This is a genomic window from Synechococcus sp. R55.4 (assembly GCF_047461935.1).
Taxonomy (GTDB): domain Bacteria; phylum Cyanobacteriota; class Cyanobacteriia; order Thermostichales; family Thermostichaceae; genus Thermostichus.
In genome coordinates, this window is the sequence record NZ_JANSIF010000045.1 from 1 (window position 1) to 20,380 (window position 20,380).

At 59.3% G+C, this 20,380-nt stretch carries 21 protein-coding genes and 1 tRNA gene; 10 read left to right on the forward strand and 12 right to left on the reverse strand.

Annotated elements, in window-relative coordinates:
* Positions 1-136: 136 nt before the first annotated feature.
* The 3 genes from NW842_RS10545 to NW842_RS10555 all read right to left on the reverse strand — a co-directional run bounded on the left by NW842_RS10545 (position 137) and on the right by NW842_RS10555 (position 1,043).
* Positions 137-307 carry a hypothetical protein gene (locus NW842_RS10545; protein WP_414418000.1) on the reverse strand — a complete coding sequence of 57 codons (171 nt, stop codon included), beginning with the start codon at positions 305-307 and terminating at the stop codon, positions 137-139.
* Positions 308-402: 95 nt separating this feature from the next.
* Positions 403-487 (reverse strand) — tRNA-Ser (locus NW842_RS10550).
* 85 nt (positions 488-572) lie between these two features.
* Entirely contained in the window at positions 573-1,043 is a 471-nt protein-coding gene (locus NW842_RS10555) for a tetratricopeptide repeat protein (protein WP_414418001.1), read from the reverse strand.
* 237 nt (positions 1,044-1,280) lie between these two features.
* Here NW842_RS10555 and NW842_RS10560 point away from each other — a divergent pair, with 237 nt between their 5' ends.
* Complete coding sequence (locus NW842_RS10560; RefSeq protein ID WP_414330041.1) at positions 1,281-1,913, forward strand: DUF4384 domain-containing protein; 633 nt, start codon at positions 1,281-1,283, stop codon at positions 1,911-1,913.
* Positions 1,914-2,109: 196 nt separating this feature from the next.
* Positions 2,110-2,505: a DUF4346 domain-containing protein gene (locus NW842_RS10565; RefSeq protein ID WP_414407603.1), complete on the forward strand. Its 396-nt coding sequence runs from the start codon at positions 2,110-2,112 to the stop codon at positions 2,503-2,505.
* 33 nt (positions 2,506-2,538) lie between these two features.
* Here NW842_RS10565 and groL read toward each other — a convergent pair whose 3' ends face one another.
* The 4 genes from groL to NW842_RS10585 form a co-directional block, all read right to left on the reverse strand.
* The gene (gene groL, locus NW842_RS10570) at positions 2,539-4,158 is read right to left on the reverse strand and encodes a chaperonin GroEL (RefSeq protein ID WP_414373643.1); all 1,620 of its coding nucleotides are present in this window, start codon (positions 4,156-4,158) and stop codon (positions 2,539-2,541) included.
* A gap of 199 nt (positions 4,159-4,357) precedes the next feature.
* Positions 4,358-4,684 (reverse strand): 30S ribosomal protein PSRP-3, encoded by a 327-nt coding sequence (locus NW842_RS10575; protein WP_414330048.1) that lies wholly within the window; start codon positions 4,682-4,684, stop codon positions 4,358-4,360.
* A gap of 88 nt (positions 4,685-4,772) precedes the next feature.
* Positions 4,773-5,888, reverse strand: coding sequence for an NAD(P)/FAD-dependent oxidoreductase (locus NW842_RS10580; RefSeq protein WP_414357710.1), 1,116 nt, complete (start codon positions 5,886-5,888; stop codon positions 4,773-4,775).
* Positions 5,889-5,899: 11 nt separating this feature from the next.
* Positions 5,900-6,379 (reverse strand): GNAT family N-acetyltransferase, encoded by a 480-nt coding sequence (locus NW842_RS10585; RefSeq protein WP_414330053.1) that lies wholly within the window; start codon positions 6,377-6,379, stop codon positions 5,900-5,902.
* Positions 6,380-6,531: 152 nt separating this feature from the next.
* Between NW842_RS10585 and NW842_RS10590 the strand changes: the two genes are divergently transcribed.
* Positions 6,532-7,242 carry a Uma2 family endonuclease gene (locus tag NW842_RS10590; protein WP_414330056.1) on the forward strand — a complete coding sequence of 237 codons (711 nt, stop codon included), beginning with the start codon at positions 6,532-6,534 and terminating at the stop codon, positions 7,240-7,242.
* Between the two features lie 87 nt (positions 7,243-7,329).
* On the forward strand, positions 7,330-7,962 hold the full coding sequence (locus NW842_RS10595) for a lysophospholipid acyltransferase family protein (protein ID WP_414418002.1): 633 nt from the start codon (positions 7,330-7,332) through the stop codon (positions 7,960-7,962).
* Here NW842_RS10595 and NW842_RS10600 read toward each other — a convergent pair.
* Complete coding sequence (locus tag NW842_RS10600) at positions 7,931-8,380, reverse strand: (2Fe-2S) ferredoxin domain-containing protein (protein ID WP_414331431.1); 450 nt, start codon at positions 8,378-8,380, stop codon at positions 7,931-7,933. The genes NW842_RS10595 and NW842_RS10600 overlap by 32 nt on opposite strands.
* Positions 8,381-8,439: 59 nt before the next feature.
* On the opposite strand from NW842_RS10600, the gene NW842_RS10605 reads away from it, so the two are divergent.
* Both NW842_RS10605 and NW842_RS10610 read left to right on the forward strand, forming a co-directional pair.
* Positions 8,440-8,853 carry a 2'-5' RNA ligase family protein gene (locus NW842_RS10605; protein ID WP_414418003.1) on the forward strand — a complete coding sequence of 138 codons (414 nt, stop codon included), beginning with the start codon at positions 8,440-8,442 and terminating at the stop codon, positions 8,851-8,853.
* Positions 8,742-9,014, forward strand: coding sequence for a 2'-5' RNA ligase family protein (locus NW842_RS10610; RefSeq protein WP_414418004.1), 273 nt, complete (start codon positions 8,742-8,744; stop codon positions 9,012-9,014). The genes NW842_RS10605 and NW842_RS10610 overlap by 112 nt, the downstream gene beginning before the upstream one ends.
* A gap of 34 nt (positions 9,015-9,048) precedes the next feature.
* Here the strand turns inward: NW842_RS10610 and gap are convergent, their stop codons facing one another.
* The 4 genes from gap to NW842_RS10630 form a co-directional block, all read right to left on the reverse strand.
* A complete protein-coding gene (gene gap / locus NW842_RS10615; protein WP_011433307.1) occupies positions 9,049-10,068 on the reverse strand; it encodes a type I glyceraldehyde-3-phosphate dehydrogenase in 1,020 nt (339 codons plus the stop codon).
* 156 nt (positions 10,069-10,224) lie between these two features.
* Positions 10,225-10,740, reverse strand: a complete 516-nt coding sequence (locus tag NW842_RS10620) for a Crp/Fnr family transcriptional regulator (protein WP_414400667.1) — start codon at positions 10,738-10,740, stop codon at positions 10,225-10,227.
* Between the two features lie 76 nt (positions 10,741-10,816).
* Complete coding sequence (locus tag NW842_RS10625; protein ID WP_414357705.1) at positions 10,817-11,635, reverse strand: ABC transporter ATP-binding protein; 819 nt, start codon at positions 11,633-11,635, stop codon at positions 10,817-10,819.
* A gap of 74 nt (positions 11,636-11,709) precedes the next feature.
* Positions 11,710-12,045 (reverse strand): hypothetical protein, encoded by a 336-nt coding sequence (locus NW842_RS10630; protein ID WP_414357704.1) that lies wholly within the window; start codon positions 12,043-12,045, stop codon positions 11,710-11,712.
* Positions 12,046-12,463: 418 nt separating this feature from the next.
* Here NW842_RS10630 and NW842_RS10635 point away from each other — a divergent pair, with 418 nt between their 5' ends.
* The 4 genes from NW842_RS10635 to NW842_RS10650 are packed head-to-tail and all read left to right on the forward strand — an operon-like array spanning position 12,464 to position 20,130.
* Positions 12,464-15,316, forward strand: a complete 2,853-nt coding sequence (locus NW842_RS10635; RefSeq protein ID WP_414357703.1) for a helicase-related protein — start codon at positions 12,464-12,466, stop codon at positions 15,314-15,316.
* On the forward strand, positions 15,313-19,485 hold the full coding sequence (locus tag NW842_RS10640) for an Eco57I restriction-modification methylase domain-containing protein (protein ID WP_414418005.1): 4,173 nt from the start codon (positions 15,313-15,315) through the stop codon (positions 19,483-19,485). The genes NW842_RS10635 and NW842_RS10640 overlap by 4 nt, the downstream gene beginning before the upstream one ends.
* Positions 19,486-19,528: 43 nt before the next feature.
* Positions 19,529-19,732 (forward strand): type II toxin-antitoxin system VapB family antitoxin, encoded by a 204-nt coding sequence (locus NW842_RS10645; RefSeq protein ID WP_414355717.1) that lies wholly within the window; start codon positions 19,529-19,531, stop codon positions 19,730-19,732.
* Between the two features lie 2 nt (positions 19,733-19,734).
* Positions 19,735-20,130, forward strand: coding sequence for a PIN domain nuclease (locus tag NW842_RS10650; RefSeq protein WP_011433301.1), 396 nt, complete (start codon positions 19,735-19,737; stop codon positions 20,128-20,130).
* Positions 20,131-20,380 lie beyond the last annotated feature (250 nt).

Sequence of the window (20,380 nt, forward strand, 5' to 3'; positions counted from 1 at the left end):
TTCTATTGTGACTTCCGCATTCCTCCCGGCACTGACCCTACGGGTACAGTGCGGGGCTCCTGCGATTTCTAGCTGACACAGGCAGGCAAGGGCGGCTGTTCGATATTCATGTCCCGCCTTGTTTGGGATGCGACGGTCAGGATGGGGATCCCTCTGTGAGGATTTGGTTAACCTTTTCTGTCCACTGGGGATCTTCAGGTGCAATCACTATGCTCTTGGGTCGGGATCCCAGTTCCCGATAGATGGGCTCCACTGCGGGAGTGCCCCGCAACTGCCAAGCTATGTCTTTGAGCTGTTGAGTGGTCAAGGTCGATAAATCTAAGGATGGTCATGTGGATAGCTCCCCCTCTGGGCCAGTGAATCTCTGTAGCTTCGACCCGTTGGGCATCACCTCCAGGTAAGCGGAGAGGGTGGGATTCGAACCCACGGTGGCGTGAACCACGGCAGTTTTCAAGACTGCTTCCTTAAACCGCTCGGACACCTCTCCAAACTGCTGGGATCCCCAGGCTTTACTTATGTTACGCAATGGGTTTCTGGCTGTGCAATCGCTGCCGACCACAACCCCCACAGATTTACCCGCCACTGCCGCCGGAGACCTGAGTGGACGCCTGATGGTTGCGAATGGCCCGCTTGACCAAATTGAGGAAGGCAAAGGCCCGTTGGTCGGTCGGATCCAAGCGCATCACCGCTTGAAAGGCTGCTTCCGCCTGTTGCAGAACGGCCAGATCGATTTGTCCATCCTCATCGGCTTCCAGTTGGGCTTTTTGCAAGAGGAGGGCCCCTCGATTGTAATGGGCTGCCACATGGTTGGGATCTGCCGCCAAAACGGCTTCCAGCTCTGCCAGGGCCGGATCCAGATAGCCGCTCATGCCCAGTACCCAGGCCAGCTTGTAACGAGCTTCGGTATGGGTTGGATCGGCAGCAACCGCCTGGCGAAATGCCCGGATGGCAGCCTGGAAGTCGCCCGCTTGTACCGCTGCGATGCCTTCTTGGTAGCTGTCGTGAGCCATGAGCAAGTTGGGGGTTGACTGGGAAGCTGGCATGAGGAAGGGATCCCTTACCTGTAGATTAACCCTTGCCAAACGTGTTGCCCCCAATTCCCATCCCAGGTACCGAGAACAGAGCCGTGCCCCCGCTGGTTTACCGTCTTTTCCCTCTTGGGGGTGCCATCTGCAGCAGGAGAAACTGCCGCGGCAAGAGATTGGAGATTGCGCAAAGCCTGACCCCCTCAACCTGTGCCCCTTCCTAGGATGAACATAGCCATTGATTGGGTGTGAACCATGAATGCCAAACTGCTTTTCCTACCGCTGGCTTTGGGGCTGTCTGTGGCTCCGACCACCGCTGTTTTTCCGCAAACCCTAGGCATCTACCCTCCTTTACAAAGGCTGCAACTGGCCGATACTCGTCAGTTGGATGTTGGCACCCGCTCCATCATTGTCAACCCCGTTCCTTCCGACCTGCGGGTGAATCTGGAGCTGGATCGGCACGGGTCTAACCCCATCTACCGGCCTGGCGAGCCGATTGCCATTACCCTGAGCACCAACCGCGATGCCTACGTTTACCTGTTCAGCATCCAAGCCGATGGCCGTACCCATCTGATTTTGCCCAACCGCTTTTCCGGTGGCAACGAGTTTCTGCGGGCCGGAGAAGTGCGCACCTTCCCGCCGCCAGGGGCCAGCTATCGGTTGACCATCGCTCCACCCTTCGGCCAAGCCCAGGTGTTAGCGGTGGCATCCCCCCGTCCGCTGAACTTCCAGGAGATTGCCTCTTTTGAGCAGAGTGGCTCCTTTGCCGACGTGCGGGTGCGGGGATCCCAACTGGGCAATGCCATTGCCCGCGCCATTATTGTCGAGGGGATCCCTTCTGATCAGTGGGTGACGGCCACTCGGTTCTATCGGGTTGCCCCGCGCTAATCCAAGCTCTGAGACCTCAGGTGGATGGCCCGCACAGGATCCCCTTCATCGGGTATATGACCAGCCCCACCGTTCAAGCTGGGAAGGAAGTCAACCACCCCAAAGGCTGCCCAAAGATTGGGTTCATCTGCCACAATGAGAGCAGCAAAGGTAGTCTCGGCTACGTTTCTCCTGTGTGGTTTTGGTCGGCCATTCTATGTCCCCTTCCTCCAATCCCCTGAGCGAGCAGATTCGCAGTATTGACGACCATCTCTCCCGCCGACCCCTGGATCTGGATCCGGCGGGCTATTTCGTCATCTACTTGGATCGGGAGCAGAACCTCATTTGCGCCAAGTACTACAGCACCGTCATCAATGAGCGGGGGCTGGCCACCGATCCGGAAACAGGAGCTGTGATCCCGGCAAAGGGCTCCGTCAACCGATCCCCTGAACGGGTGTATGTTGGACGCACGGCCAAAGAACTGTGTGTGCAGATCTTTGAAAAAGAGCAGGAGAGGGTTGTCTCCCAGCTCAGCCATGCGGCCTACTTGGGAAGGGAGTTTCAAAAAGCCGAAGCCGCCCTCATCTCCGGCGAGGAGTACATCCAGGACTGATCCCTTCCCAAGCAGGGCCAGAGCTCATTGAGACTACATCATCCCCTTGGCCCCAGAGCCAGCCGCCGGTTTGGGCTCAGGCTTTTCCACCACAATCGCTTCGGTTGTGAGGTACATTCCGGCTATGGAAGCCGCGTTTTGCAGCGCTGAGCGCACCACTTTGGCCGGATCGACGATCCCCTGGGCAAACATATCCACATAGGTTCCGCTCAGGGCATCGAAGCCAAAGGGCATCTCCTTCTCCAAAACCTTTTCCACCACCACTGACCCTTCCAGACCGGCATTGTGGGCAATCTGAAAGAGAGGGGCCTGCAAGGCTCGGTAAACAATTTCTGCCCCCACCTGTTCTTCGGCATTCAACTTGGCCTTGAAAGCCGGGATCCCTTTGGAGAGGTGCAATAGCGTCGCCCCGCCGCCAGGGACGATCCCTTCTTCCACCGCAGCTCGGGTGGCATTCAGGGCATCCTCAATGCGCAGCTTGCGATCTTTAAGTTCTGTTTCAGTGGCAGCCCCCACTTTGATCACCGCCACTCCCCCGGCTAACTTGGCGATGCGTTCTTGCAGTTTCTCGCGGTCGTACTCGGAATCGGTGGTTTCCAGTTGCTTGCGAATTTGAGCCACTCGCTTTTCCACCGCCGCCTTGGTGCTGCCATCGGTCACAATGGTGGTCTTGTCTTTGGTGACGGTGATCTTGCGGGCCACCCCCATCATGTCCAGGGTGACCTTATCCAGCTTGATGCCAACATCCTCAGAGATGAGCTGTCCGCCGGTGAGAATGGCGATATCTTCCAGCATGGCTTTGCGCCGATCCCCAAAAGCCGGAGCCTTGACCGCCACCGCATTGAGTACCCCCCGCAGGCGGTTCACCACCAATGTGGCCAGAGCCTCTCCCTCCACATCCTCCGCAATGACCAGAAGAGGCCGACCCTCGCGGGCCACCCGCTCTAGGATGGGCACCAGATCTTGCAGGCTGGAGATCTTGTTGCTGGTAATCAGCAGATAAGCATTCTCATACTCGGCCACCATCCGCTCCGAGTCTGTGACGAAATAGGGGGAAATGTAGCCGCGGTCAAACTGCATCCCCTCCACCACGTCCAACTCGGTTTCCAGCGACTTGGATTCTTCGACCGTGATCACCCCATCTCGCCCTACAGCATCCATGGCCTTGGCGATCATCTCTCCCACTTCGCTGTCATTGCCAGCAGAGATAGTGGCTACTTCGGCGATGGTTTTACGGCCTTCCACAGGCTTGGCATGAGCTGCAATTTGCTCCACCAAGTAGGCAGTGGTCTTTTCAATGCCGCGCCGCAGAGCCACAGGGTTGGCGCCCGCCGAGATGTTTTTGAGCCCTTCCCGCACCATGCTTTGGGCCAGGATGGTGGCTGTGGTGGTACCATCTCCGGCCACATCGTTGGTCTTAGAGGCCACTTCCCGCATCAACTGGGCGCCTGTGTTCTCCAAAGGATCGGCCAACTCAATTTCCTTGGCAATCGTGACCCCGTCGTTGACGATTTGGGGGGCACCAAACTTCTTCTCCAAGACCACGTTGCGTCCTTTGGGGCCAATCGTAACCTTGATTGCATCCGCCAGTTGGTTGATGCCCTGCTCCAATGCCTTGCGGGCCTCTTCTCTAAACAGAATCCGCTTTGCCATAGAATCCGCGATCCTCGTAAGTCTGACTGGGCTCCTACTTTGGGTACTGCCAGGCGGAGTGGGGTTCCCAGGAATCCTCCGGCTCGGCTAGCAGGGAGTTAGCACTCTAAACTCCCGAGTGCCAATCTAGCTCAAAGACGGGAGCCTGAGCAAGATGGGCAGATCCGGAGTCACGTTTTGGCTGACAGGGGGGAGAGGGCTAGGAGTTGCCGCCGATCAGGATGTCGGGAAACTGGGCCTGGGCTTCGCTGATGGGGCGGTTGCGCCCGCCGTTTTGCCAGTAGTTGATGAGTTCGGTGGCTCGGTTGAGCAGCTCAATGCGATCCACCTCGCTGATCCAGGTTTTGCTTTCCAGCTCAGCCTTAAGCTGCTCCCAAGCGTCATCCCGCGGCCAGAAAAAGTAGTGGGTGAGGGGGCTGCGGTTTTTGGCCACCACCTGATCGACGGCAATAGCCAAATCGTTTTCCAACCAGAGGGCTTTTAGGGCGAACTTCGGCAAGGCTCTCTTCTCCTTTGGGCTACTCAACGGACGATCCGATCCTAACCAGGCAGCCTTTCATTCTGACATATGTCCTGTCCATCGGCGGGCCGAGAGCCGGAAGATGGATACGGGCTCAGCCCTGTCTGGGGGCAAAGGGCCCTAGATCACAGAGGGCTGTTTCCCCTTTCAGTACCAAGTCCCGCAGGATGGCGGCGCTGATCGGGGCCAGCAACACTCCATTGCGATAATGGCCGGTGGCAATGAGCAGATTGGCGTAGCCAGGAGCCCAACCCAGGATGGGGGCGCGCTGTCCCACTGGTCGAGGCCGATGGCCGGCCCAATGATCCAACAAAGTTGCTTCGGCCAAAGCCGGGCAGAGTCGGATGGCGCGGGCCAGCAGATCTTGTAGCGCCAGCAGCGTCGGCTCGGGATGAGGGGCCTGAAATTCCACTGTTGCCCCCACCCACAGGGATCCATCCCCCAGGGGAACCAGATGCAGATCCGCGTCGGTGACCACGGGCCCCAGGGGGATCCCGGGAGCTCTGACCCGCAGGGCCTGGCCTTTGACCGCTTGCAGGGGCACCTGCAACCCCAGCTCTTTGGCCAGAGGGGAGCTGCCCAGACCTGCCGCCAGAATGACGTGACCTGCCGAGAGGGTGAGAGCGGGGGTGTAAACCGCTTGCAGGCGAAAGGGGGGATCCGAGCTGCGCTGAATCTTCTGGACAGGCTGGTGGAAGAAAAAGCGGGATCCCTTGCGTTGGGCTGCTTCCAAGAGAGCCTGGGTTAGGAGCTTGGGCTGGACTTGTCGATCCTGGGGAGAGTAGATGGCCGCCGCCAGGTCGCTGCGCAGGCCGGGCTGCAGGGATCCCACTTCGGCAGGGCTGAGCAGATCTAGGCGGTAACCTGCTTGTCGGCGGGCCGCCAGGGTCTCTTGCCAAGCTTCCACTTCCTCCTCCCTGAGGAGTTTGAGAATGCCGCGCCGATTGACGGGCAAACTCCGGCCCAGGTCTTCCTCCAGCCGCGCGATTAGGGGATCGAACAGCTCCAGGCTTTTTAGACGCAACTGCACCACCTCCCCGCTAGGCTGGCGGCTGCAGATCCCCATCAACACCCCCAGCGACGCGCCCGCGGCGCCTGAGGCCGGCTCCCCGGCATCCACTCCAATGACCGACAGCCCAGCTGTGGCCAATTCGTAGGCAATGGCACAGCCCACCACTCCACAGCCAATCACCAACGCATCACAGTTCAACAGCCCGACCCTCAACGGAGACGCTTTTCGTAGTGATACTCCACAGAGTTGCTGCGATCGTGCAATTCACGAATTTCCGGCAGACGCACATAGCCGAGCCGCTCATAAACCCGATGAGCCGTCGTGAAGCGAGTATCTGTCCACAGATGCAGAGAGTCCGCCTGCTGCTGCCGAGCCGCAAATTCGGCCTGTTCAATCAAACGCCGACCCAAACCCCGACCGCGCACTGCGGGCAGAGTGTAGAGTTTTTTCAGCTCCATGCGCCCAGGGATCCCATCGGGCACAAGGCCGACACAGCCGACCACTTGATCCTGATGCTGCGCCACCCAAAGGGATCCCCCCATCTCCGCGAAAGCTGTGGCAGGCTGAAGCAACTCCGGCACCTCTTCGATATCCAATACACAGCCTGGATACTCCGCAAAGACCACCTGCAAAATGTGGAGCAGAGCCGCACTGTCCGAGTTTTCCGCAGGACGGATGTCGATCTGCATCGAGCAGCGAAGAAAAAGAAATCATCGTTAAGTAAAGCTTTCTCGATTGTACCTGGGCTTGCTCGAGGACTCTGTTTTCTCTGTTTCTCAGGGAGCAGAGGATCCCTGAGGTGAGCAGCTAAGATCGCTAGCATCCCCAACCCCATCTGCCCATGGATACTGAACTGCTGGTTCCCGACGTCGCCGATCTCGTAACAGAGGATGATACCCCGGTGGATAACTTTGCCTCCGAAAAGCAGCAGCGCCTCTTGACAGGGGCTCTCTACAGCGCTTTGCGCGGCAAAACCTTTTTAGCAGCGGCAAATGTAGGCATCTACACCGCCATCGGTCGGCCCCCGATTGTGCCGGATGTTTTTCTCAGCCTGGACGTCACGGTGCCGGAGCAATGGTGGGAGAAGCAAAACCGTTGCTACCTGCTCTGGCAATTTGACAAGCCGCCGGATGTGGTGATCGAGATCGTCTCCAACCGCGAAGGCGACGAGCTGGAAGGCAAGCTGAGCCGTTATGAGCAGATGCGAGTTAGCTACTACGCGGTCTTCGATCCCAATCATGAGCTGGGGCCAGAGGAGTTGCGCATTTTCGAACTGCGGGGCCGCCACTACGCGGAAATGACCGAGACCTGGCTAGAACAGGTGGGGCTGGGCCTGACGGTGTGGGAAGGCGTTTTTGAGGGGAAACAAGCTCGCTGGCTGCGCTGGTGTGATGCCCAAGGGCAGTTGCTGCTGACCGGCGATGAACGGGCTGAGTTGGAGCGGGAACGGGCCGAGCAAGAACGCCAAAGGGCGGAGCGAGAACATCAACGGGCGGAGCGTCTGGCGGCAAGATTGCGGGCTTTGGGTGAGGATCCCGATTTGGAGAGCTGAAGCCCAGGGATCCCTTTCAGCACCCACCCTCCACTACACTCAGGGAGGGAACTGCTGCCGGAGTGGCAGGGATCGTTGGACTCACAGATGGGTTATCGCCGCCGGGATTGGTTGGCCTACTGGCTGCTCAAGTGGCTGGTGGTCAACCCCTTGTTTCGGGGACTGTATTTTGGGCGCACCTATGGGCAGGAAAACGTGCCTCGCCAGGGATCCCTCATCGTCGTCAGCAACCACGCCAGCCATTTGGATCCGCCGCTGGTGGCCAATGCGGTGCGCCGCCCGGTGGCCTTCATGGCCAAGGAAGATCTGTTTCGGGTGCCGGGGTTGAAGCAGGTGATCCAGCTCTACGGCGCCTATCCGGTCAAAAGAGGCGGCTCCGACCGCGCTGCCTTGCGAGCCACAGAAGCAGCCTTGGCGCGGGGATGGGCGGTAGGGATCTTTTTGAATGGCACCCGTACCCCCGATGGCCGCATTCCTCACCCCCACTTGGGAGCGGCTCTGGTTGCAGCGCGAACGCAAACCCCTCTGTTGCCTGTGGCCCTCTGGGGTACCGAGAAAGTGCTGCCCAAGGGATCCCGGTGGCCGCGCTTGTTCTGCCCCATCACGGTGCGCATTGGCAACGTGATTCCCCCCCCTGCTTCCAGCGATAAGGCCGATTTGCAGCAGGTGACGGCAGAGTGCGTGCAGGCTATCCATGCCCTTTTGGATCAGGGGCGCTGAGGGTATCTTGGGCTACCAGATACTCAACAACAGGGATCCCTCCCAAGATGTGCTTTTGAAGAATCTCCTCCACCACCTCCGGCGTGACCGAGTGGTACCAAAACCCACCGGGATAGACCAGCAGCACAGGGCCGGGAACAGCATAGTCGCACGCCCGCAGGCAGTTGGCTTTGGTGCGGTGTACCCGCAGGGATCCCCCGCTCCCGATTTCCAGGTTCAATTCCTTGATCCGCGATTTCAAATAGTCCCAGGCTTCCAATCCCACGGCTTTCTCACAACATTTGGGCTTGGTTTGATCTGCACAAAGGAACAAATGCCACTGGTAGGGCGGAATGGGAGCCGGCTGAGGCGCTTGGCCTGGGGATCCGGTTGCCGAGGAGGGATCCAGGATAGGGGAAGAAGCGACAGGACGCGACATAACAAGATGTTTGGGCTTGGCTACAGTTGCATTATCCCCTGTTCTCTAGGTTCTTACCGATGCTGGTGGATAACCCCAAGCAGCGACTGTTTCTTGCTCTGCTCCCCCCTCCAGCACTGCAAGAGCAGGTGACAGCCATCAAACAGCAGTTTGCCGAGCAATTTGCCAGCCAAGCGGCCCTGCGCTCGCCTCCCCACATCACTCTGGTGCCGCCGTTCGAGTGGCCCAGTTCCGATCTGCCGGCCTTGACGGGATCCCTAGAGGCCTTTGCCAAGCAGCAAACTCCCGTCGCCATCCAGTTATCCGGCTTTGGGGCCTTCGCGCCGCGTGTCATTTTTCGCGTGTCATTTTTATTCACGTCGTGCCCTCCCCAGAACTGCAGCGGCTACAAGCTCAAGCCCATCACCACATGGGGCTCCTTCTCAACCGGAAAGAAACGACCGCTCAAGCCCGTCCGTTTGTGCCCCACATAACCGTGGCCTTTCGAGATCTAACCCCCGCCCACTTTCGCGCCGCTTGGCCGCAGTTCAAGACCCGTTTTTTTCAAAGTTCCTTCACGGCGTCGGCTTTGACGCTTCTCCTCCACGATGGCAAACGTTGGCAGGTTTTTGCCCAGTTCTCGATGGGGGAATAATGGGGAACAGAAGAGGGTTGCCAACCGAAGCAGCCTACTCCACCCAGTGAGCGGCCATGTATTCCGCCAAGTCCAACACCCGCTGGGAGTAGCCCCACTCGTTGTCGTACCAAGCCATGACCTTGACCAGATCCCCATCCAGCACACTGGTCATCTCCGCATCCACAATGGCCGAGCAGTCGTGGCCGCGGTAGTCGATGGAGACCAAGGGAATATCCGAGTAGGCGATGATCCCTTTCATCGTGGTTTCCGAGGCTTCCTTCAGGGCAGCGTTTACCTCCTCGGCAATCACGCGCCGCTCCGTCTGCACCACCAAGTCCACCAGAGACACATTGGGCGTGGGAACCCGTACCGCCACCCCATTCAGCTTGCCTTTCAGCTCCGGGATCACCAAAGCCACCGCCTTGGCAGCCCCCGTGGTGGTGGGCACCATGCTCAATGCTGCTGCCCGGGCCCGCCGCAGATCGCGGTGACCACCATCTAAGATCCGCTGGTCGCCGGTGTAACTGTGGGTGGTGGTCATGGTGGCACGGAGGACGCCGAACTTGTCCAGCAACACCTTGATGATCGGGGCGAGGCAGTTGGTGGTGCAGCTGGCGTTGCTGACAATGTTGTGCCGCACCGGGTCGTAGGTGTGTTGATTAACACCGTAGACAAACGTGGGAATGTCTCCCCCCTTGGCCGGGGCGGTGATCACCACCTTTTTGGCCCCCGCTTCTATGTGCTTAGAGGCACCCTGGTAGTCGACAAAAACACCTGTAGCTTCAATAACAAGATCCACCTTCCACTCTTTCCAGGGCAGGTTGCTGGGGTTGCGGTCGGAAACGGCATAGATATGCTTGCCGTTCACCACCAAACCGTTTTCTGCAGGCTCAACGTCTGCTCCCTGCAACGGCCCAAGGATGGAATCGTACTTGAGCAGGTGGGCAGCCGTGCGAGCATCTGAGGTGTCGTTGATGGCAACAATGTCCAGGTTGGACTGGGAGCGACCCAGCCAACAGCGCAAAAAGTTGCGACCAATGCGACCAAACCCGTTGATGGCTACCCTAACCACTGCTCCTGACCTCGCTGCTTGAAATCTCTTGGGGGCTGCTGCCTAGCACATGATATCGCAACCCCTGAACATTCTGAAGACAAAATTTGGGATCCAAGGGGTTGTCTTCGTGGACGTTGACCTGCAAACCTATGCGGAGCAGGGATTGAGCCTCTTTCAAGCGGGATAGCGCTGGTGCAGCAGAGCCATAGCCGAGGCTACATTTTCTACCCCTCGCTGCTCCAGAAGATCCGTGAACATACTATCCAGCCAGTAAAGGTGCTCGCTGATGATCTGGCTCCAGGCGCGGTAGAGTTTCACCTGGACTTCCAGAGGCAACAGGATCAGCCCCTCGTTGGAGAGGCGCAGGGTCTGCACCTCGGTTATGGTCACTGCCGTAAAGGAGCGCCGCCGTCCCGTCAGCAGAGAAAGTTCCCCAAACAAACGCCCGGCGTGCAGCGTAGCCAGCCAATAATCTCCCGGATGTCGCACATATTGGCGACGCAGCTCCACCACTCCACTGAGGATCATGTACAGGTCACTGCTGGGATCCCCTTCCTGGAAGATCACCTGGCCTGGGGAAAAGCGGCTGGGCAACAGGGCAGCCGTCAATGCCTTCCACTCGGCATCTTCCAAGGATTGGAAGAGCAAATGCTCGCGAACACGCTCAAACGGATAACGGGTGCTGCTCATCGCGTCGGTGATCCCAAGGGGGGCTTGAGGCCGGCTCTGTCTCATCCTACCCTTGCTGGAATTGACTTGCAGGGGGTCAGTCCTGGCGGAAGACCTCCCTTAAGCTTTCCAGCACTGCTCCTGTCAGCTCAAAGAAGCGGGTGGAGCGCCAGGTCTCGAAGCCGCGTGGCTGGGGGAGATCTACCGGGATCACCTTGGCAATTTGGCCGGGGTTGGGGGTCATCACCACCACTCTGGTGGAGAGAAATACCGCCTCTTGAATGGAGTGGGTAACGAAAAAGACGGTTTTTTGGGTAGTCTCCCAGAGGCGCAGCAGCTCCAGGTTCATTTTCTCGCGGGTGATCTCGTCTAGGGCCCCAAAGGGCTCGTCCATGAACAGCAGCTCGGGGTCAAAGACCAAGGCCCGCGCCAGCGAAACCCGCTGTTGCATACCTCCAGACAGTTGCCAGGGGTAGCTGTGCAAAAAGTTCCCCAGCCCCACCCGCTGCAACATCGCTTTGGCCCGCTCCTGACGCTCTCGTTTGGAGAGGTGCATCACCTGCAGCGGCAACATCACATTCTGCAAAGCCGTGCGCCATTCCAGCAGGGTCGGGGCCTGGAAAATATAGCCGTAGAGCCGCTCCTGCCGGGCCTGTCGGGGGCTTCGTCCTGCAATGGACACGGATCCCTCGCTGGGCTGCTCCAGATCCGCCAAAATACGCAGCAGCGTGGTTTTGCCGCAACCGGAAGGGCCAATCAAGGCGATAAACTCGCCCCGCTGCACCTCCAGATTGATATCCCGCAGCGCCACCAATTCCCCAGACGGGCTGGGGTAGCGCTTGCCAACCCCACGCAAGCTGACCAGGGATCCCACCTCACCGGCCTGTAATCCGTCAGAGACAAGGGAAGGGTTCATGAAAGAAGACAAAGGTCAGAACAGCCATCCACCCCAAAAAACCAAACGGTTAGTTGACAGACCTGACTGGGTGCCTATTCCTCAAGCACGTAGGAAATGGCGTTTTTGTTGACGCAGATAAACTCCGCATGGGCAACACGGCGGCCATTGATAAACATTTCTGAGTCGGTTAAGGGAACAAACGTGCGCTCGTCGTTGAGCAAGCTGGAGACCCGTCGCTCGAACTCCGTCCCCTCCAGAAACACCTCGCCGCGAATGTCGGTGCCATCCAAGGTGCGAATACGGATGCGCCGCCGCTCCTCTCCGATGGCCTGGGCAGTTTCATAGGCTCCCCGTCGGGCTGCTTTCTTGATTGAGCGACCCGCGGTGCTCATGGCCTCTTGCAAATCATCCAACTGTTTGTCGCTCATGTGCCCACTCTAGAACTCAGCACGGGGCCGAAAAGCAGCCCAATCGCTCCCTGTGGAGTTAAGACTAACACAACCGATCGCTCCACCTTACAAGCCGAGGCGCTAACTCTTGCAAAGCTATGCTCTGCACGTCTGTTGTGGGGCAAGACGAGCAACATCATCAAAAAATCAAAAAAGATAATGAAAGGTGGTTTCTCTCCGCCAGAGCACGGACTATGTCCCAGATTCCCTGCTGATGAAGCCACTGACAGCTCAGGTGGTACTGCGTGTAGGTTAGGAAAGAAACCACGGCCCTACTCGTGCCAACGCCGAAGAGGGATGGGTGTGAGGCTACTTAGCTTTATCTTAGTGCGCCCCCGATGGAGGCTGCATGCATCCTGGATCGATTGTCTGCTGCCGAAACCGCGAATGGGTTGTGATGCCCGCAGACACGGACGAGACCATTGTTCTCCGCCCCCTCACCGGCACCCCGGAGGACGTGGTTTACCTTCACCGGGAACTGATGGGTCTGGTGGGCGGTACCCTGCCGTTTGAGCGAGTCACGCCTGCATCCTTCCCGCTGCCCACAGCCGAGGACGTTTCCGACGCCACAAGCGCTCGTCTGCTTTGGCAAGCTGCACGGCTTACGCTGCGCGAGGGGGCTACCCCACTTCGCTCCCTAGGGCGCATTTCCATCCGGCCACGGACGTACCAATTTGTGCCCCTTCTGATGGCCCTGCGTCTGGATCCCGTGCGGCTGTTTATCGCCGATGACGTTGGCGTAGGCAAAACCATCGAAGCTCTGCTGATTGCCAGAGAACTTCTGGATCGCGGCGAAATCCGGCGCTTTTGTATCCTGTGCCCACCCTACCTGTGCGAACAATGGGCTAAGGAATTGGCGGAGAAGTTCAACCTTGAAGCGGTGGTCATCCGCTCCGGAACCGTCGGGCAGCTTGAGCGCCAAACGCCGGTAGGGCGCAGCCTCTACGAACACTTCCCCGTCCAGGTGGCAAGCATTGATTTCATCAAGACGGAGCGCAACCGAAACCAGTTTTTGCAATTCTGTCCTGAGCTAGTCATTGCCGACGAAGTTCACGGGGCAACAGCAGCCCATCCTGGCAGGAACCAGCAGGAACGGCATGCCCTTCTAAAAGCCATCGCTCAAAAGCCCGACCGACATCTGATCCTGCTGACGGCGACCCCCCACAGTGGTATCGAAGACGCCTTTCGTTCCTTGCTGGAACTGCTGCGCCCTGAGTTTGGGGCCTGGGATCCCCAAGCCCTCAATGAGGATCAACGCATCAAACTGGCTCGTCACTTCGTCCAGCGCACGCGGCGGGATATTGCTCAGACCTGGGAAGAAACTGCCTGTTTTCCAACGCGGGAATCTGTAGATGAAACCTACACTCTTTCTGAGCGGAATCGTGAGCTGTTCGAGCGCACCTATGCGTTTTGCTCGGAAATCGTGCGCACCGGCGAACATTTGGAAAAGCGCCAGCGGCGGGTGCGTTACTGGGGCGCTTTGGCGCTCTTACGCTGCGTTATGTCCAGCCCAGCAGCAGCCCTGGCAGCGCTGACCCATCGGGCTGGAGCACCGCTGGCCGAAGAGGAGACCGAGGAATTTGGGCATCTGGTGTTCGAGTCGGCAGAAGGGCGCACCGACGACGAATCGCCCACTCTGGCTCTCGAGGCCACCGGCGCAACTCTGCAAGAACAAGAAGCAGACCGCCGCAAGCTGCGCGAACTCGCTCAATTGGCCAACAAACTCTACGGCACGGACGACGACACCAAGCTTAAGCGGGCCATCAAGATTGTGCGGGATCTGCTGAAGGAAGGCTTCCATCCCATCCTTTGGTGCCGGTATGTCGCTACGGCGGAGTACCTTGCAGACCACCTGCGCCAGTCGTTGGAAACCACAGCCCAAGTGGTGTGGGTCACCGGTCGCATGGGCGACGATGAGCGGGAAGCGAAAATTGCCGAAATCGAACCTAACCGTCCTCGGGTGCTTGTGGCAACGGACTGCCTCTCGGAAGGGGTGAACCTGCAGGAGAAGTTTACGGCTGTCGTTCACTACGACCTGCCGTGGAATCCCAATCGGCTGGAGCAGCGGGAGGGCCGAGTAGATCGCTACGGCCAAAAGGCCGGGCGGGTCAGGGTCATTCGGTTTTTTGGGCGCGACAACCCCATAGACGGCGTGGTGCTTGAGGTGCTGCTCAACAAAGCGCGGGAGATCCACCGCGCCTTGGGCACCCATGTGCCTGTGCCGGAAGCCAGCGAGAGCGTCACGCAGGCCGTTCTTGAAGCCCTCTTCCTGCGCAGGGGACGCTGGTCTGCCGAACGCCAGCTTGTGCTCGACCTTGGCGTGCCAGAAGTGGAAGAGTTTCATCGGCAGTGGCAACAGTACGCCGAGCGCGAGCAGATCAATCGCACCCGGTTTGCCCAGCGGGCGCTCAAGCCCGAAGAAGTGCAGCGGGAAGTTGAGGCCACAGATGCTGTGCTAGGGGATCCCACGGCTGTGCGCGAATTCCTCCTGGCGGCAGCAGAGCGCATTGGTCTGCCTGTTTCCCCGGACAACCGACCGGGTGTCTTTCGGGCGAGCATCACTCCAGAGGCGACCAGAACCCTGCCTGAACTGGTCAAGTTGGCCCTGCCCTCCCCCAAGGACGGTCGGTGGCTCATCAGCTTCGACTCGCCCACGCCTGAAGGGGCGGAATACATTGGCCGAAACCACCGCTTCGTAGCCACGTTGGCCCGCTACCTCTTCGAGGCAGCCTTGAACGATCCCAGCCCCAATAGCAGGGTGGTCTCCCGCTGCGGCGTCCTGCGCACCCGTGCCGTAACCAAACTCACGACCATCCTGCTGCTGCGTATACGCTACCTGGTCGAGCAACCTGCTGCCCGATCCCTTTTATCGGAAGAAGTCCTGGTGCTTGCCTATGTTGGCCTGGGAGGCAGCAATCCCCAGTGGCTGGAGACCGGCGATGCCTTGCGGCTGCTGGCAGAAGCCCAGCCGGATGACAATCCCCCTCTGGCCGAGAAGCAGGAGCTAATCCGACGGGTGCTCAGCAACCTTGGAGACTGGCACAGGGATCCCCCTGAAGCCTGGGGCACAGGGCACTTGCTGCAACAAGCCATCCGGGATCGAATTGTCCGCCGCGCGGACGAACTGACTGCTGCTCACAAACGCGTCTGTCAGGCGGTGGCACTGCAGGTGCGGGGGCTGGCGGTCAAGCCGCAATTTCCTCCCGATCTTCTGGGACTCCTTGTCTTGCAACCTGTGGTGTCGCGATGAGCCAGTTCCCTGCCGTACGCCTTGAAGGGGGGCTTTTGGGCCCCGATACGCTGGAAAAGCTCCTTGCCGGCGAGCTTACTGGGCAGAAGCCGAAAGACTTTGGGCTGGACAACCGGCGCAGCCTGACGGATGAGATTGCCGGCGTCTTTGCCGAGGCCCGCGCCCAGTGGGAGATCTTCCGGCGTCGCCTAGAGCGCCTGCCGGAGAGCGACTTGGCCACCTCGGTTACTCGCGATGTCTGGTTGATCCCGTTTCTGAGCCTGCTGGGGTACGAGCTGCGCTACAACGCGCGCGCCTACGAAATAGACGGTGCCACGTTTGCCATTTCGCATCGCGCCGGAGAGGCGGAGGATGCACCGCCAGTCCACATTGTCGGGGTTCGGCAGGAGCTGGGGCGTCTGGCTCCCAGCGGTCGACCAAGACTTGCGCCCCATTCGCTGGTGCAGGAGTACCTCAACCGCAGCGATCACCTCTGGGGCATTGTGAGCAACGGCCTGAGGCTGCGCCTTTTGCGAGATTGCACCTTCGTGCGTCGCCAAGCCTACGCCGAGTTTGACCTGCAGCAAATCCTGGAGGAGCAGCGCTTTAACGACTTTGCCATCCTCTACCGGCTGCTGCACCGCAGTCGGCTGCCGCACAGGGCTGAAGATGCCCCAACCTGCCTGCTGGAGCAGTACTACCGGGACGCCTTGGAACAGGGGGGGCGGGTACGGGATCGGCTGCGGGATGGTGTGGAGCAATGTCTGAAGCGCTTGGCCAACGGCTTTCTGGAGCGCTCCAACAACACTGACCTGCGGAGGCGGATCGACCCGAAAGCCGGCAGCTCAGAGCCTCTCACCCCAGAGGAGTTCTATCGGCAACTGTTGCGCTTGGTCTATCGCTTTCTGTTTTTGCTGGTCTCGGAGGAGCGGGGGCTGATTAGCGACAATCCTCTCTACCGGGATCACTACAGCGTGACGCGGTTGCGGCGGCTTTTGGATCGGCAGAGTGCCTATACCGAACACGAGGATCTTTGGTGCAGCTTGCGGGTGCTGTGGAGGGTGTTCTCGAAGGAAGAGCTGGCCAACCTGTTGAAGGTCTCTCCTCTTAACGGCGAGCTTTTTGCTCCCCTCGATCTAGATACCTACAGCCTCAGCAATCGGGCTCTGCTGGAGGCCTTTTGGCATCTATCCTACTATCGGGAAGATGCTTCCGCCTCACCTCGGCGCGTGAACTATGCGGCGCTGGATGTGGAGGAACTGGGCTCGGTCTATGAAAGCCTGCTCGAATACCACCCTCAGATTGACACCTCGGGAAGGATCCCCCGCTTTGAGTTGGCCTTCGGGTCAGAGCGCAAGAGCACCGGCTCCTACTACACCCCGCCGGAGCTGGTGGCAGAACTCATCCGCTCGGCGCTGGAACCGGTTCTAGCAGAGCGGCTGGCCAAAGCCAAGCCAATGGCGGATGCCGAACAGGCCCTGCTCTCCCTCCGCGTCCTTGACCCCGCCTGCGGATCGGGACACTTTCTGCTGGCTGCCGCCCGCAGGTTGGGCAAGGAACTGGCAAAGATCCGCACCGGCGAAGAGGAACCCGCCCCCGAGCGTGTCCGCGAGGCCATCCGCGATGTGGTGGCGCACTGCATCTACGGCGTGGACAAAAACCCCCTGGCGGTGGAACTCTGCCGCGTGGCCCTGTGGCTGGAGGCCCACTGCGCCGGCAAGCCCCTCACCTTCCTGGATCACCACATCAAGTGCGGCGATTCGCTGGTGGGTGTCTTGGATTTGGCGATTTTGGAAAAGGGCATCCCCGATGAAGCCTTTACCCCGGTTAGCGCTGACTCCAAGGAGGCTGCCCGCTCGCTAAAGCAGCGCAATCGCACCGAGTGCCAGAGTTTGCAAACAGGGCAGCTTTCCCTTGCTTTTGACACTGACCAGGTGGTGGCTGAGCTTAGCCAGGAGCGACAGAAGCTAGAAGCCATTCCAGACAACTCCCCGGCAGAGGTTAGCCGCAAGCAGCAGCTCTACAGCCGCTACTGCCAAGACCCGCAACACCAAAAGCTAGTGGAAGCCTGCAACCTGTGGACAGCCGCTTTTTTCCAGCCCTTGATCCCTGACTTCTCTAGGGCCATTACCACCCAAGCCGTGGCTGATCGACTGCAGGAGAGAACCCCCTCCCAGGCCCTTGCCACTGCTCAGGCCCTCGCCGTCGAGAACCGGTTTTTCCACTGGCCGCTGGAGTTCCCGGAGGTGTTTGAAAGTGGCGGCTTTGATGTGATCCTCTCCAACCCGCCCTGGGAGCAAATTCAACTGGAAGAGCAGGAATTCTTCGCCAGCCGCGATGCCCAGATCGCCCGCGCCTCTAATGCCGCCGCCCGCAAACGGCTGATCGCCGACCTACCCAAGACCAACCCCGCCCTCTGGCACGACTACCAGCGTGCCCTGCACGGCGCCGAAAGCACCAGCCGCTTTTTACGGGGCAGTGGTCAATATCCCCTCGCCGGCCGCGGCCGTATCAACACCTACTCGGTCTTTGCCGAACGGGTGCGTAGCCTGCTCAATATCCGGGGGCGGGCGGGCATCATCGTCCCCACCGGCATCGCCACCGACGCGACCAACCAGTTCTTCTTCGCCGATCTGGCAGGCAAGGGGCAACTGGCAAGTCTGTTCGATTTTGAGAACCGCCAGCGACTCTTTCCGGCAGTGGATAGCCGCATGAAGTTCTGCCTCCTCACCCTGGCAGGATCGTGGCAACCGACGCCAGCCGGCGTGTGCGAAGCGGCGCCGATGGTCTTCGCCTTCTTTGCCACCCATGCCGATCACCTGCGCGACCCGCGTCGCGTTTTCACCCTCACAGCGGACGACATTGCCCGCATCAACCCCAACACCCGCACCCTGCCCGTTTTCCGCACCCAGCAAGACGCCGACCTGACCCGCGCCATCTATCAGCGCGTGCCAGTGCTGGTGAACGACTCTCCTCTCCCCACGGGAGAGGGGCTGGGGGTGAGGGTCAACCCCTGGGGCGTGCAGTTTAAGCAGGGGTTGTTCAATATGTCTTCTGACTCGCACCTCTTCCGCACACGGGCAGAATTGGAGCAGCAGGGGTATCGGTTGGTGGGGAATGTGTTTGTCAGGGGTGAGCCATCCACCGCAACGCACTACCTCCCGCTCTACGAAGCCAAAATGATCTGGCACTACGACCACCGCTACGGCACGTATGAAGGAGTGGATTCGCGTTCCAGCACCCAACTGCCCACCCCCGACGAGCGCCAGCACGCCGATCCGCACTTCGTCGTTCTGCCCTGGTACTGGGTGCCCGCTGAAGAAGTAACGAAGCGCCTGGGCGACTGGCAGCGTGGGTGGTTGGTGGGATTCCGCGATGTTACTAACGCCACTAACGAGCGCACTGCCATCTTCAGCCTGCTGCCCAGAGTTGGGGTAGGACATACGATGCCCATAGTCCTTACGGGTGAGATTTCGGCTATTCATCTCTCGTGTTTTCTAGCCAATCTAAATGTCCTGATTTTTGATTGGGCATTGCGCCAGAAAATTGGTGGGACGCATCTTACTTTCTTCATCCTCCGCCAACTCCCTATTTTTCCCCCCACTGCCTACACCCCCGCCGATCTCGCCTTCATTGTGCCGCGCGCACTGGAACTGACCTATACTGCCTGGGATCTCAAGCCCTTCGCCGACGATGTGTGGAACGAAGCTGATGAAGGGCTGCGGGCAGCCATCCATGCTGCGTGGGATGCAAACCGTATTGCTGTCGGCAGGCATGAATGGCGCCTGCCATCCTGGATCAGCGCTTACCCGGAGATCGAAACCAACCCGCAGAAGGGCATCCCCTTTCCGCCCTTTCGCTGGGACGAAGACCGCCGCGCGGTGCTGCGTGCCGAACTCGATGCGTACTACGCCCAGCTCTACGGCCTGACGCGCAAGCAACTGCGCTACATCCTCGACCCGGCAGACCTCACCGAACGCGAACTGGAAGACATACTCGACCCGCGGGAAGAGGTGGCAGACCCGCTCGACTCGGCTGGCTACGCTACCCGCGCTGCTGCTAGCACCTTCCCCGGCGAAACCTTTCGCGTGCTGAAGGAGAAGGAACTGAGTCAGTTCGGCGAATACCGCACGCGGCGGCTGGTGCTGGAGGCGTGGGAGAAGCTGGCGCAGCACTCAATAAAAGCTTAGAATACACATAGATCTGCATTTCTATACACACAAGTGGCTCCTCATGCGCACCAACATCGTCCTGGATGACGACCTGATCGAGCGTGCCCGCCAGGTAACCGGCCTCAAGACCAAGCGCGAGGTGATTCACGAAGCGCTGCGTGTCCTGATTCGCCTACACGAGCAAGCTGAGATCCGCAACTTACGCGGCAAGTTGAAATGGGAGGGCAATTTGCAGCAGCAACGCCTGTCGTGCCTGCAGGAGTGAGGATGATCCTGGTGGACAGCACCATCTGGATTGATTACTTCAACGGCATTTCATCGCTTCACACCGACTATCTGGATTGGGCCCTGGATCAAACTCTTATCCTGGTGGGCGACCTGATTTTGGCAGAAGTCTTGCAGGGCTTTCGCAAAGATGCCGATTTCGAGCAGGCTCGCTGTGCTCTGGTGAAATTGCATCAGGTGCAAATGGTTAACCCCTCCCTGGCGGTGAAAAGTGCGCAGAACTTTCGCTTGTTGCGTCGCAAAGGCGTGACGGTGCGCAAAACAATAGACAGTTTGATTGCCACTTGGTGCATTGAGAACAATGTTCCGCTCCTCCACCACGACAGTGACTTCGATGGCTACGAGGCGCATCTAGGATTGCGGGTTATTCGTCCATGAGGCGGAGGTGGCCTTCTGCAGACCAGTTTTCTCTTGACATGCCCCCTGCCTAAAGGCAAGGGATTCTGGTTCCTGCATTCGGAGAACGCTGCAGCCGTCGGCGGGTACTGGAGGTGTGGGGGAAGCCGGCGCATCGCCGATCCCACTTCGGAGATATCTTTTTGCCGTTCAGCGGGCCGTAGATCTTGGCGAGTGGGGTTGCAAACACCACTTGCGGCATCTTCAAGCTAGGCTTGAGCTAACCAAGCGG